The organism is Methylomonas sp. ZR1 (assembly GCF_013141865.1).
Taxonomy (GTDB): domain Bacteria; phylum Pseudomonadota; class Gammaproteobacteria; order Methylococcales; family Methylomonadaceae; genus Methylomonas.
Genome location: NZ_RCST01000002.1, coordinates 1 through 12,992, shown reverse-complemented (window position 1 = coordinate 12,992; position 12,992 = coordinate 1). Strand labels below are relative to the sequence as shown.

General features: G+C 49.2%; 13 protein-coding genes. 4 read left to right on the top strand and 9 right to left on the bottom strand.

Annotated elements, in window-relative coordinates:
• Positions 1–34 precede the first annotated feature (34 nt).
• The 9 genes from DDY07_RS23570 to DDY07_RS23530 all read right to left on the bottom strand — a co-directional run bounded on the left by DDY07_RS23570 (position 35) and on the right by DDY07_RS23530 (position 9,096).
• Entirely contained in the window at positions 35–1,117 is a 1,083-nt protein-coding gene (locus tag DDY07_RS23570; RefSeq protein ID WP_171697891.1) for a type IV secretion system protein, read from the bottom strand.
• A gap of 9 nt (positions 1,118–1,126) precedes the next feature.
• On the bottom strand, positions 1,127–1,468 hold the full coding sequence (locus DDY07_RS23565; protein ID WP_171697890.1) for an EexN family lipoprotein: 342 nt from the start codon (positions 1,466–1,468) through the stop codon (positions 1,127–1,129).
• Positions 1,469–1,512: 44 nt separating this feature from the next.
• A complete protein-coding gene (gene virB5, locus DDY07_RS23560; RefSeq protein WP_171697889.1) occupies positions 1,513–2,235 on the bottom strand; it encodes a P-type DNA transfer protein VirB5 in 723 nt (240 codons plus the stop codon).
• A 12-nt stretch (positions 2,236–2,247) separates the two neighbouring features.
• On the bottom strand, positions 2,248–4,740 hold the full coding sequence (locus tag DDY07_RS23555) for a VirB4 family type IV secretion/conjugal transfer ATPase (RefSeq protein WP_171697888.1): 2,493 nt from the start codon (positions 4,738–4,740) through the stop codon (positions 2,248–2,250).
• 6 nt (positions 4,741–4,746) lie between these two features.
• Entirely contained in the window at positions 4,747–5,097 is a 351-nt protein-coding gene (locus DDY07_RS23550) for a type IV secretion system protein VirB3 (RefSeq protein ID WP_064007257.1), read from the bottom strand.
• A gap of 32 nt (positions 5,098–5,129) precedes the next feature.
• A complete protein-coding gene (locus DDY07_RS23545) occupies positions 5,130–5,420 on the bottom strand; it encodes a TrbC/VirB2 family protein (protein ID WP_171697887.1) in 291 nt (96 codons plus the stop codon).
• Positions 5,421–5,585: 165 nt separating this feature from the next.
• Positions 5,586–7,889, bottom strand: coding sequence for a type I DNA topoisomerase (topA, locus tag DDY07_RS23540; protein WP_171697886.1), 2,304 nt, complete (start codon positions 7,887–7,889; stop codon positions 5,586–5,588).
• Positions 7,890–7,897: 8 nt separating this feature from the next.
• Complete coding sequence (locus DDY07_RS23535; RefSeq protein WP_171697885.1) at positions 7,898–8,620, bottom strand: lytic transglycosylase domain-containing protein; 723 nt, start codon at positions 8,618–8,620, stop codon at positions 7,898–7,900.
• Positions 8,621–8,691: 71 nt separating this feature from the next.
• On the bottom strand, positions 8,692–9,096 hold the full coding sequence (locus DDY07_RS23530; RefSeq protein WP_171697884.1) for a hypothetical protein: 405 nt from the start codon (positions 9,094–9,096) through the stop codon (positions 8,692–8,694).
• Positions 9,097–9,937: 841 nt separating this feature from the next.
• Between DDY07_RS23530 and DDY07_RS23525 the strand changes: the two genes are divergently transcribed.
• From DDY07_RS23525 to DDY07_RS23510, 4 genes are all read left to right on the top strand, one after another.
• A complete protein-coding gene (locus DDY07_RS23525; RefSeq protein WP_216614938.1) occupies positions 9,938–10,957 on the top strand; it encodes a DUF932 domain-containing protein in 1,020 nt (339 codons plus the stop codon).
• Between the two features lie 67 nt (positions 10,958–11,024).
• A complete protein-coding gene (locus tag DDY07_RS23520; RefSeq protein ID WP_171697883.1) occupies positions 11,025–11,348 on the top strand; it encodes a hypothetical protein in 324 nt (107 codons plus the stop codon).
• Positions 11,329–11,484, top strand: coding sequence for a hypothetical protein (locus DDY07_RS23515; RefSeq protein ID WP_171697882.1), 156 nt, complete (start codon positions 11,329–11,331; stop codon positions 11,482–11,484). The genes DDY07_RS23520 and DDY07_RS23515 overlap by 20 nt, the downstream gene beginning before the upstream one ends.
• A 698-nt stretch (positions 11,485–12,182) precedes the next feature.
• Positions 12,183–12,731 carry a recombinase family protein gene (locus DDY07_RS23510; protein WP_064007249.1) on the top strand — a complete coding sequence of 183 codons (549 nt, stop codon included), beginning with the start codon at positions 12,183–12,185 and terminating at the stop codon, positions 12,729–12,731.
• The last annotated feature ends 261 nt before the right edge of the window (positions 12,732–12,992 follow it).

Here is a 12,992-nt window from a genome sequence, read left to right as displayed (position 1 = left end):
AAAAGAACGGTCTATTTTTGAATGGCGTTAGTGTTTACTGTTTGACACTGCCGCCGCTTGCGCGACCCCAGTTTTTACCCATGTTTTGTGCGACGTGCTGACGGTATGCAGGGTTCCACATGGTGTTACCCGCTATTAGATGGTTGCCACGACGAGCCGTAACCATCATTCCGGACTGCATATCTCGCCTGGTGCTCATTGGATTAACTATATTGCCAACACCTTTAGCGGCGTTGAGTCCACCCGTAACAGGCATCATAAGGTGACGGATTCCCATCGCCGCCATAGACATGCCGCCCGCCAGCCCGGATGCCATGCCGCCTACTTGTAAAAGAATCCAAAGCAGAACGCCAGTTAGAGCGCCGATCTGCATTGCGGCAAACATTGGGTTACTGTCGCCACTACCAGAAAAGTCGGCGGCGGCCACAAAAGTATCATAGGCTGTCATTGCAAACGTCATGACTATGGCGGTGATGACGACTGTGAGCGTGTAATTCATCACCTGTGCAAACCAGCTATCAAAGAATTTTGCCGTTATGGGGAACATTAAGCTCATTACGAATATCGGCCCCAGAGCGAACATGACCGCAACTGCGAACTTCGCTACGATAATAACGGCACCGCCGATCATTGAAACCAATATTGTACCTATCGCTACGGTAACACCAGCGGCAAACCAGCCCAACGCTGAGCCTATGTTAAAACCCGCTTCGTCGGCTTTTTGAAAACATTGCTCGACAATGGCAATGCCCTTTCCAAGTGAAGTATCAAGAGTTTCATAGACAGAACCCGCCGGCGCTCCAGCAGTGGCCATAGCATCCGATAACCCGGTTTCCAATCCTTCGAATGCCGCCATTATGCCATCGACATAACCGTCTACTGTCAACGCGAACACAGCAATAATGCTGATTTTGATGCACTGCTTAACGAACGTCCAAAATGAAGACTCCACCGCGCCGGTAGCAATCGCATAGCCAGTAAGTGTGATATACAGTGTGACGCCTGTTAAGGCTACTAACTGTAAGGCGGTCATCAAATTAGTCGCGGCCGGCGTAACAAATACATCGGTTGCGTTTTTGACGGTATCGCCAATAAACTGAAAAACCATCGGGTCCATATAGATGTCCTATTTATGCTGCTTGAGGTCGGCGGCTGTCAAGGGCGCTACTTTAATAGCGCCCCCTCTTGCGGCCCATACACTGGATGCGTCGGCTCGACTTGCGTTTATGCAATTAGGTGTCGCACCAATCTGGCCAGGATTATTGCGGCACTTAGCTAACATGCTATGACGCTCTGCGTCATGCGCTTTGTACCAGTCAACGGTTTGCACTGCTTCCACGACTTGTACAGCTTGCGACGTTGAATCTTTCGGTGTATCCGCTGCTGAAGTATCCGTTTTTTCCTCTTTGCATCCTGCCATTACTGACAACATACCTATCGCCAATAAAAATATTGCTGTTCTATTCATGATCGAAGCTCCTTATGTTTCTATGGCGGTAGGCAAACCGCTTTCTATGGATTGTTAAAAGTGATTGGTTCGGCGGAAATGCCTTTTTTGGCCGCCCAGGTTCTGGCATTCATTTCGCGTTTATTCTGTTGCTGCATCTTATCTTCTGCTTCCGCTACCATTGCGTACATTTGTAACTTGGTTTGCTCGTTCTGAATGTTTGCCTGTTCGGTCGCGATCCGGGCTTGCAGTTCGGCAATGGCTTTCGGGTCTTGAGTATCATTGACTTTCGCCATAAGTTGGTCGATTTGATCCATACGACCCTGCGCCTTGTCGTACGCATCCATTGCAAACCCCTTATCTTGTGCACCTTTCACGGCCGACGCCTCGCACGCTAGGCGTTCGTCGTCAACCGCAATGTGTTTACAGCCATCGTAAACTTGTTTGTACATCGTTTTCGCCGTACCTGTTAGGCCGGCATAACCGCCCTGTTTCACGCCGTCATAAACCTTTTGCCAATCTTGCGGCAGGTAGTTTCGTAGCGCCGGGTTGTTCATGATCGTGCCAAGATTCCGATTGCCGTTGAGGCTGTCATAGGTTTGCTTTAATTGTGCAAGCTGGTTTCCCATTGCTGTGATTTGTTCGATCATTTGGCCGTGCTGCTCACCCCAGGCCGCGACTTGTTGCGCGGCCTGTTCAATTGCGGCGACATCGATAACCGCTTCCTGAGCTTGCGTTGTTGATGCAAATAATGCCGAAATTGCCACACAAATAATAGTTTTTTTCATAAAATTACCTCATTACTTCGATTTAGAGGACGCCACGCGAGCCTTGCGGCGTTCGTGGAATGCAGGGAGCCAAACATTCGGATCATCGCCGACTTCAGCGGTGATCGTATCGAGCAGTTCGACGTTATCGACACTACCGGATAGGATTGCCAGCTCATCATCGAAGCCGGCAAGATCGAGGCGGCCAATCATCGATTGATGACCTTGTTTAATCAGGAACATCCGGCTTTCCTCGCCCATGTTTCTGATAATATCGAATTCGGCTTCGGATACCTTGAAGCCATTGACGTACTCATTAAAATCGGCCTTTGGATTCGGCAAATAAATTTCCGTCGCCACCTGTTGCACCAGGGCTGAAGCGATTTTTGAATTTAGTAAGCTACTGGGCATTTGTGTTGCAAATACGCCGAAGCCATTTTGCTTGCGGATCGTAAGCTGCTTGTTGCCGGCGAATTCCGAGAAGGCCTCATCATCAACCCATTTCCACGCCTCATCCATCCAGTAAATAAAGCGGCGGCCATCAATGACCGATTCCATTCGATGCAGCAAATACATTGAAATCGGTGTGCGAACATCGGCATTATCCAGAAAGTGAGTGCCGTCAAATCCGTAATTCGTATGCGTGGTGAAATCAATTTCATCGGTCGGACAATCTAACACCCAGGCGAACGGTCCTTGTCGGCCGTTGCCATCGTCATAACACCAACGTGAAAGCCGTTTTACAATGCTGTTCTCGCGGTCTTCCTTATCAGTTCCTTCAGTCATGTTTTGAATAACTGTTGATAAACGGCGAAGCCCGACAGGCATATTCATAACGGTGCGAACAGCTTGGCTAATTCGTAGTTCGTCTGATGTCGTAACCCGCTGGCCTTCGCCCGATACCAGTACACGAACGAGTTTTTCCAAAAACAGAATGTTTGCTTCGCTCTTTTCCATTTGAAACGGGTTAAAGCCTGTCGGCAACCCGTTTTTGATGGATAGGTATTTGCCGCCGATAGCCTTGATACAAAGCTTCGCGCCTTCGTCTTTATCGAAAAAGACCGACGTAAAACCAAGTGGCGCTTTGGATTTGTACTTCTGTGATTGCAATAACAGTGCATTCATTAAAACGGTTTTACCTGCACCGGACTGCCCGATGATGCGGGTATTGCCAAGCACCTTTTTATCGTAAGAATCCTCATCGCCTTTTGAGTAATGAAAATTGAGATACAACGGTTGTCCTGATGGCGTTTTGCATATCATAACGGCCTGTCCCCACGGGTTTCCGTCGCGTTTACCCGCGCGGAAATTGTGAAAGCTGGATAAGCCGGCGAAATTCTTGCTCGTTAGACCTGCTACACGTGGCCGATAGCTCCAATTGCACGGCAATTGCGCGTAAAATGCTGCATCCGTTGCCGTCGCCACTAGGGCGGCCAGAAACCCCCGATCCTGAATAATCGTCATCGCCGATGTTGTGTTTCGGCGAACCTTTTCAACGGATTCACCAAAGATCATGAGCGAATAATGATATTCGCCCATGACAAACTCGCCTTGAATTAGCTGGTCAATTGCTTGCCGCATTTGTTCGAGCTGGGTGGCGCTGCCGTCTTCTGCGTTCTGGAGCTGTCCAAGTTGTTTCTCTAGGAATTCCTTACCTTGTCGTTTCGCCATGAAGCTATACGACTGGGTTACGACATACTCATAATCTTCATACATCAACCCGTTCAGAATGCCTGGCTCGGTATGTGCGGTGTAGTCTTTGAAGTCAATGCATTGAGCGAAACGTGTTTTTGTCGGTGAGCGAATTTCTATCGTTTCGGTACCGACAAATATCCAAGCAGTACCGAGATATTCATTGAGCGGCGCTTTGGGTACACGTACTTTTTGCCACTCGCCAGACACCAGAAAATTCAAAAACGACAGGGCATGAGAAAACAATACGCCGTTTTCTTCATAGGTCGTTAATTCTTCAGGTCTGCCGCCTTGTTTTTCATCTGGGCCATAACGGCGCAAGCTCGATTCGACTTGGTAGGCGATGTCGTCTAGTTTGCGGATAGCGGCCCGTTGATCGTCCATGATTTGAGAGTGTGTGCGTCGCCCTGCCTTCACAAACGCTTTATCCATTCGCGAGGGATTCGGCCGATACACCACAGTCAAATACAGTTCGTTTGCCATCATTCGATAACCAGCAAATGAATCGTAATATTTTTCATCGAAGTTACGGCAAAACTCGTTATCAAATGAGGATTTCAGTCGATCCGATGTTTGCCGGTGGACGCAATGTGACCACAAGGCAACATTACTAGAACCAATTGAACGGTACAGCGTATTCAATTGTTCTTTGCGTAATAGGATTTCATCGGCGTCGGCCGTCTCAAAACTGATGCCGGCCAATTTCCAGATACGCATATAATCGCCATCTTTAGTCACGATGGTGTTTGCTGATACATGGCTACTGTATGGCAAAAACGGCGCTACAGCCCTCTCATTGTTGGTTTGATGAAAATATTTGGGTTGCGCTGACATATCGCCTCACTTGATGCGTTGTTTGAAGGGGATAGGACTGTAGGCTGATGCCTTCCAGAATTCGCCATTTCGATTGCAATGAAACAACCGATTCAGCAATGGGCGATTAACGCCCCTAAACATGATTCTTAGCCCCAACAATCGAAACTGCTGGTCGTCGTGCTTGGTGATGAGCTGCATCACCACAATAAGCGGAATTAGCAGCAACGAGACGAGTAGGGATGTCCAGATCGATATGAGTACGACCGTTCCGGTCACGATGGTAAGCGGCACCAGCGGTACACCCAGCACCATTGCCGGCCTAGTACATCCCTTAAACAGCGGGTCGCGTGGATCATTGTCTTCCATTTGGTTCATTGTTAACTCCTTTACGTTGCCGCGGATTCATACTAGCCCAAAAGATACGCGGCTAACTCGGCGGCACCGCCGACCAGTAGACCACCGCCCAAAATTTTGCCCACTTCGGCGATGTCCGCGTGTTTGAACAAAAACTTGTAGCCTGCCCACATAATGGCGCAGGTAACAACGGCAATAGCGATGCCTTGCAGCACGGCTAACACGTTTTGGACAAACGTATTCACTTTGTCCAAACCGCCCGCCGCGAATGCAGGCTCAACCGCCATCAGGGCCAGCAGGGCGAAAAATCCTAATACGGTTACTCGATCTAGCTTCTTTGTCATGTCGTACTCCAGTTTTTTATAAAAAAGATTGCTTGGTGATTCCCCGGCTTGTCGCCGGATTTAGTGGTGTGTGACGGGCATTGTTTTATCTAATTACCCCCATAAGATGAATGGTTGTTGTTACTTGTTAGCATAAACCAAATTATAGTAATTTGGTAGTATTTTTTATAGTTTTTTGGTTATTTTTGGCGGACGTTTTACGGGCTTGCCGTCCTTATCGTCCATAACGGTTTTACAGCCATCCTTGTATCCGCTACACCCCCACCAGTAGCCGTACTGGCCTTTGCGGCGGTACATTATTCGCCCGCAATCAGGGCAGGGCGAGGTTTTGAGCACAAGCGGCTTACCTTTCGCATCATCGAGGAACGTTTTACAATCGGTATTCGTACAAAACCAGCCAAAGCCACCTTTGGGCTTGCCCGTTTCCTTGTCTTTTTTCCGGTAGCGCCGTAGCGGTGCCGTCTTGCATGTTGGGCAGGTATGAACAACGGTTTCGACGGGCTTACCATCCTTGTCGTCCATGAAGTGCTTACATTCATCGTTTGAGCAGGCCCACAAGTAACCGTTGCCGGTCTTGCGTTTAAAGCGGCGCATTGTCCCGGTTTCACACACCGCACAAGTGTATGTTTTGCGCTCAATGGGTTTATTGTCGGCGTCGTCCATGAATGTCTTGCATTCGGTGTTCGTACAACCCCAGAAAGGCGATTTCCCGGCCGGTGAATAGCGGCGTAGGCCGCCGTCACACTTTGGGCAAGGGAAACGCGGCTTTATGGTTCCACTACTTTCCACGGCGTTAATGTCGGTCTGGAGCTGTTCGAAGGCTGGGGCGACTACATCGATGTAGCCGCTATTGCCTTCGGCAATGCCGTCTAACTCTTCCTCAAGTCCGCGCGTAAATGGTAATTCAATGAACGCGAACTCGGCTTTTACTAACTGATCGACTAATAAGACTCCCGTTTCCGTAGGCTCTAAAAACCGCTTCTCTTCAACAAGGTAGCCCTTGCCCATGATGTTCTGCATGATTGCGGGATAGGTGGACGGCCGCCCGATGCCTTCGGCTTCGAGCTTGGCAATCAAGCTGGCTTTAGTGAAGCGCGATGGTGGCTTTGTTTCCTTCCGGAGCAACTTGCCGGATTCAGCCGACTTGGCCGATCCGACATCGAGCAACGGGACTTTGCCGCCGCTGGCGTCGTCGCCCTCCCCTTCGTCTTCATCCTTCACCGCGTCTTTCGCGGTCAGGATTCGCCACCCTTGTTCTACGAGTACGCGGCCTTTGGCCTTGAACTCGAACACTTGTTCGCTATCCGTGGTTTCGAGCGTGACGGTATTTACCTTGTATTTTGCATCGGCCAATTGAGAGGCAACGGAACGTTGCCAGATGAGCCGGTATAACGCCTTTTGTTGGTCGTCTTCGCCTGCCTGCTCAACATCGATATGAGTCGGTCGAATCGCTTCGTGCGCCTCTTGCGCGTCGCCCTTTGCTTTGAATTTACGGGGTTTACTGGGTAGCGGCCAACCTTTGCCTTCGGCAAAGCCGCGAATTTCCGCAATCGCTTCATCGCTAAAATTTACGCTGTCCGTTCGGATGTAGGTAATCGCTCCTTGCTCAAAAAGTTTTTGCGCAAGCTTTGCGGTTACTTCCGGATCGAGTTTTAAACTTACGCTTGCTGCTTGCAGCAGCAGCGAGGTTGAGAACGGCGACGGCGGCGATTGCTTCGCCGGCCCGCTATCCGACTCTGTTACTTTGAATTGGCGGCAAGCCGCTACACGCGTTGCCAGGGCTTCATCAAGAATATAGGGCTTGTCTTCACTAACAAACGGCTTGGTGTTCCATTCTGCTTGCCATGTATCGCCATCAAAGAAAACGACGGCCCCAAAGTGCGTCGTCTTCCTGAAGGCCTTGATCCGCCGATTTTGATCGACAACCAGGCGGACGGCGGGGCTTTGCACCCGCCCGGCCGAGAGCGACATGCCTAGCGCGTTGGAAAGCAGAGGCGACACCAAATAACCGTACATGCGATCAAGAGCGCGACGCGCTTCTTGCGCATGTACCAGGTTGTAATCGATTTTTCTGGCTTTTTTCAGGGCATCGCGGATTACGTCATCCGTAATAGCGTCGAAAGTCACGCGCATATAATCCGTTTCATCCAAATCGAGCGTTTCTTTAAGGTGCCAGGCGATGGCTTCGCCTTCGCGATCCGGATCGCTGGCCAGGTAGATCATTTCGGCTTTGCCCGCCTCCTTGCGGATGCGGTCAACGCGCTCTTCACCACTGGGAAACGTGCGGCCGTTAGCGGATGCCGCTGGAATGTATTCGTAGTTAAGCGTAAAACCGGGCTGTTCAATGCCTAGTTCTTTGCGAGGCAAATCGCGTATGTGGCCGACGCTTGCGACTACTTTCCATTCACTCCCGAGAATGGATTCAAGCTTTTTGATCTTGTTCGGACTTTCAACAACCATAAGTTTCATGCTGCCCCCTAAAACACGATAGCGGAGCTACGCCGTAGGTCCGTCTCTATATCGACGGGGGCATTGTCTATTAACTTCCCCGTGTGATTGGTGACTGGTTTTTCTTGTCCGGAGCGCGGGTTTGTCTCCATTGCTTTCAGTTGCACCGCGTCATTACTGCGCCGCAGTAATACCGGTGCATTATCAGACGGTGCCGCTCGATCAGCCTTGGGTTTTGGGCCGTTTGATTGGATGTTCGGGACAACCGGAATGGCTTGCGTTGCTATGTCGGCGTTGGCTAAGACTTTCTCTACATAGCTAGGCTTACCGGCTACGTCGGGTTGAAAGCCGCGCGTAAAGTTGCCGGAGTAATAGCAGGAAAACGCGGCTTGTAAGGCGACTTGCGTGTCCGGTGTGGTTTTCGCTGCGCGTACATAGCAATCTTCCAGGATTTTTGAGCCAACCCGAATATTCGTGCAGGCATCAAATGCCTGCTCCAGACTGACGGCGTATTTGGGTAAATTGTAGCGGTTGACCTGTGCAACACCTACTGAGAAATTCCAACCGTTTTCGGCCAAGGCCTTAGCGGTTGCCACGGCTTCTAGTTGATTTGTCGGCTGGCGTTCAAGCCGCCCGCCGACGACGCCAATTGCATAAGGATTTTTGCCGGACTCTACATTGACGATTGCCGCCATTGTCTGAGGGGCTACGGTAGGGGCGCATTCTTGCGCTAACGCCAGGAGGTCAAACATCGGTAGTTCTCCGTAATCAACACTGTTTAGGTGTTGCCAATATACCATAATTTGGTATACGCCGATATTATTTATTGGTTTTTATTTTTAGGGGTGCGCTTAGTTGGTTTTTTAGCTTTCCCTGGATTGGCCGTAAGAGTCTGTACGGGTTCTTCGACTTCTGCCGGCGGCATGTGTTGATTTCTAAGCAGCTCAAAACCTATCGTTGGAAATATTTCTTTCATATTTTTATTTAAACGTATCAAATCCTTATAGAGTCTGGGTTCTGTTCGATTCCGCCGGGTTGTCAAATACCAGTCTTTACCTTTCGCCCACAAAAATCTTGCGATGACATAAAACCCTTCTGGCGTTTCCATAACGATCAATTTGTCGAGGGTTTGTTGTTGCGCGGCTAGTTCTAAATCGCCTTCCAAAATACTACTGGCGAGACTGCAAGGCAGTAAGTTCATATGTGTCCTGTCTTTTTGTGGTGCCATAGAATACCCTATTTTACTGCCAAAATACTATAATTTGGTAGTTGTTAATTGTTATTTTTGCTTTTTATTCAGTGTTTTTTGTAAGCCTTGATTTACAATATTACAGGACATCTTTAACTCTAAACAAATCTCATTACCTTAAAAGGTCGCCATGGTTTTAAAATCAAAACAACAAGATTTATCCACATATTGAGCGTGGGGGCCTTCAATCTGCCCCCGAAAAAGCGAAATCTGTGGGTAAATCGTCCTCATCAACGGCCTTTTTTTGATTCCTTGGGGCATTTTCGCTATCGCGAAAACCGGACGCCCTTCTTGGCTCGCTTTTCGCTCGGTCGCGTTACGACTTGTAAGCTAACGATTACAACCATCAGGCCGCCTTGCCGCGCTCAAAAAGGGACGTTTCGCCTTATCAGGCTCAACACCCCTTTGCCGCTGGGCTTATCCCCTACCCCTCCTGCGGCGGTTGGTGACAATATAAGCCTGGCGCCAGTCTGTCTTTGACACCAAATTTTACCGAGTAAAGTGCGTGGCGACAAATCCTTGCGCCTAGCCTGATCTGTTTGTCACCACTGCAAGAACTTCCGTTGCTCACATCGTCCTTCAGATGTCTTAATGGGAGAGGCTTGCTTACTGTGCGCCGATATTGACAGAAAGCCCGGCTTATTCGGTCAAGGGGCTTTCGCGGCATAAAGCCGTTCGCTTCGCTCTCTTTTTATTCCACGACCCCTTGACCGCGCCGGCCTCCCTGTCAACCGGTACGCACCGCAAGCCCTCGTCCCATTAAGACCGATTCACTCCAACCGCTGGAGTATGCCCCGTTAAGATTAGATAAGGTGCGGCGATGCCGCGCTTTATTTTGATTCCCCGCTTCCCTGAACCCTTAATCCCGATTGCACAAACCATACCAACATTGCTTTACGGATCAATAATTTATTTGAATTTAGGCGTTAAAAAGTGTTTGACATACGCCCCATTGGGGCGTATTATAACAATCAGGCCGGGCAATTCCGCCAAGGCCATTTTGAGTGAGGTAGTCACCATGTTTAACAATCGCTTCTATAACACCATGAACCAAGGCCCGCTGGAAAATGACGCTTTGCGCCGTTTGGCTCCATCCGTTTTCGCTGAAGCTAAGCACGGTTCACGCGCTGAAACCTATAAATTTATACCGACCATCAATATTGTTGATGCCTTGCGTAAAGAGGGATTTTTGCCGGTGTTCGCTTCCGAGTCTCGCACACGTAGCGAAGATAAAAAGGGCTTTGCAAAACACCTGATCCGCTTTCGCCAGCACGACGGTTTTTCTAGCGTCGGCGAGGTTAAACCCGAGATCGTTCTAGTCAATTCGCACGATGGAACCAGCAGCTATCAATTAAGCGCCGGGCTTTATCGTTTGGTTTGCTCAAATGGGATGATTGTTAGCGATGGGCAAATCGATTGTGTACGGGTACGCCACAGCGGCAACGTGGTTGATAACGTCATCGAGGGGACTTATCGAATCGTGACAGAAACCCCCAAGGCCATTGAACACATGGACGCAATGCGCGGCCTCATGTTGACCAGAGCCGAACAAGGGATTTTTGCGGAAGCGGCAAAGGGTTTACGTTGGGACGGTGAAGAGGTCAGCGTTAACAATGCTGAACTATTAAGGCCGCGCCGGACTGCTGACCAATCCGCCGACCTTTGGACAACGTTTAATGTGTTGCAAGAAAAGGTTTTGAAAGGCGGGGTTAGTGTGCAGAACCTCAATACCAGAAACTCACAACGGGCAAGGGAAGTTAAGAGCGTGACCGAAAACGTTAGATTGAATAAGGCACTTTGGACGCTGGCCGAAGAAATGAAAAAACTCAAAGCCGCTTAAAAGCTGGAAGCCTTGCAAACATGGTGCCCATTACTGGGCACCTTTCTAATAGATCGGAGAAACCATTATGAGCCGCTATATTTCAGCCAACGCAGAAACCCGCGATTTTCCCGCCGCCGTCGTTATTGCCTACTGTTTTGAGGGTAAGAGCGGGCCGGCCTATGTTGCCTATAAGGGGAGACAAGGCAAGCCCGCGCGTTTTTTGTCGTTCTCTTCGCCAGATCGACGCGATAGACATTTATCCAATTACATCGAGCAGCAAACAGCGTTCGAGGAATTGAAACGCTCAAATCGCCAAACTGGCCACGGCTTGGCGGTTGGTGAGATTGTCTTTGCAACGTGGGGTTATGAACAAACAAATGTTGATTTTTTTGAAAATGCATTTGCTTGATGAAATCAAGCGGCAAAGCGACGCATTAAACCCAGACAACGCCGCCGCAAGCGGCAACGTTATCAACGCGCTTGCTGAGTCTGTTTTATGGTTGTTAATTGCCGCACACCCGGCGAACGTTGCTAGTCAATCTTAACAACGTAAGCAAGGAAGGGCTACGCCCTTCCTTGCTTTATATTTAGTAGAAATCGCCGCAAGGCCAACCTTACCAGGTTGGCCTTGCGGCGAAACGCTCAATAAGGGCGATGTGCCTTTGCTATTGCGTCGGCACAACCCCTTAGCCGCTGGGCTTATCCCCGGCTGTGCTGTCGCCATATACCTGATGATTTACACACAACTTCGCTTTTTCGGGGGGGCGATTGAATGACCCCCCACGCTTCAGATGTGCATAAATCACAGGTATTGATTTTCGCAGGCGCGAAAATCATTTTTCAAGCCGGGCGTCCCGAAAAGGACAATTTTAAGGATTCGCAAATGCATAAATACATTTATAGGATGAAAAGGTTAAACGGCAGCTCGGACAGATACGGGCCTTGTGAGCACTGCGACAAGCACGTTGATTCGACTTATTACATGAATAAGATGCGGGTTTACATCAGCCGTCTAGGGGTTGAATCGGTGACGTTTCATAAAGACATGTTCGGGCATAGGGTGTGCTTAGCAGATTCGACGGTGCTGTAGGAATCATGATAGGCGCTAACGTGCATTTCTAGGGTATACCTTGTTGACTCAATTTATTTGAGACAGTTTTTTGTTTCATCAGGGTTGTTTGTCTTGAGACAAACTGATATTCTGAAGATGTCTAAACCCTGTTGAAACATTTTTCATACTCATATGGCACTTTACGGTTACGCGCGGGTATCCAGCGCAGATCAAGATTACACCTTACAAGAGCAAGCTTTAAGGCAAGCTGGTTGCGATATTGTTCGGGCTGAAAAAGCTTCAGGTACGAGCAGGCACGGACGGCATGAATTGAAAATCCTGCTCGACTTCCTTCGACCAGGCGACACGCTGGTCGTGACAAGAGTGGATCGTCTAGCCCGCAGCATTAAAGACCTACAAGACATCGTTATAGACCTCAAAAAACGCGGGGTATCGTTAAGGGCAACTGAACAGCTTATCGATACCGATTCGGCGGCCGGAAAGGCGTTTTACGACATGCTTGGTGTGTTCGCTGAATTTGAAACTAATTTAAGGAAGGAGCGGCAGCGGGAAGGAATCGAAGCAGCCAAAGCCAGGGGGGCGTATCGAGGGGGAAAAAAATCTGTCGATAACGACAAGATTCTGGAGCTACATAATCAAAAACAAGGGGCAACAAAAATTGCCAAACAGCTTGGCATTAGCCGTGCGTCGGTTTACCGGGCGCTCAAATCTGCAAATTAGTGTTGGAGTTTTAAATGTATCGTCTTTATGAAATCTGGTTCACTTACGTAATGTTTATTATTGATGCTGTTTCCGCCTTCAGTAGGAGAATGGAACACTTGCCTATCATTTTTCCTCTCGGTTCAATGTTCCTCGCCTTGTATGCGGTGGACTTATTTTTGCCACGTTGGGGTTGTAAGCCGGAACCGCCGAAAATTTTGTCACCCTAATTTCAGTCCTTCTACCAGCGCATCCAAGTCGATCAATTTGCCGTCGTTTTGG

Coding starts and splice junctions, on each gene's coding strand:
- DDY07_RS23570 (WP_171697891.1), bottom strand. CDS start 1,117: ATGGACCCGATGGTTTTTCAGTTTATTGGCGATACCGTCAAAAACGCA.
- DDY07_RS23565 (WP_171697890.1), bottom strand. CDS start 1,468: ATGAATAGAACAGCAATATTTTTATTGGCGATAGGTATGTTGTCAGTA.
- virB5 (WP_171697889.1), bottom strand. CDS start 2,235: ATGAAAAAAACTATTATTTGTGTGGCAATTTCGGCATTATTTGCATCA.
- DDY07_RS23555 (WP_171697888.1), bottom strand. CDS start 4,740: ATGTCAGCGCAACCCAAATATTTTCATCAAACCAACAATGAGAGGGCT.
- DDY07_RS23550 (WP_064007257.1), bottom strand. CDS start 5,097: ATGAACCAAATGGAAGACAATGATCCACGCGACCCGCTGTTTAAGGGA.
- DDY07_RS23545 (WP_171697887.1), bottom strand. CDS start 5,420: ATGACAAAGAAGCTAGATCGAGTAACCGTATTAGGATTTTTCGCCCTG.
- topA (WP_171697886.1), bottom strand. CDS start 7,889: ATGAAACTTATGGTTGTTGAAAGTCCGAACAAGATCAAAAAGCTTGAA.
- DDY07_RS23535 (WP_171697885.1), bottom strand. CDS start 8,620: ATGTTTGACCTCCTGGCGTTAGCGCAAGAATGCGCCCCTACCGTAGCC.
- DDY07_RS23530 (WP_171697884.1), bottom strand. CDS start 9,096: ATGGCACCACAAAAAGACAGGACACATATGAACTTACTGCCTTGCAGT.
- DDY07_RS23525 (WP_216614938.1), top strand. CDS start 9,938: ATGCCGCGCTTTATTTTGATTCCCCGCTTCCCTGAACCCTTAATCCCG.
- DDY07_RS23520 (WP_171697883.1), top strand. CDS start 11,025: ATGAGCCGCTATATTTCAGCCAACGCAGAAACCCGCGATTTTCCCGCC.
- DDY07_RS23510 (WP_064007249.1), top strand. CDS start 12,183: ATGGCACTTTACGGTTACGCGCGGGTATCCAGCGCAGATCAAGATTAC.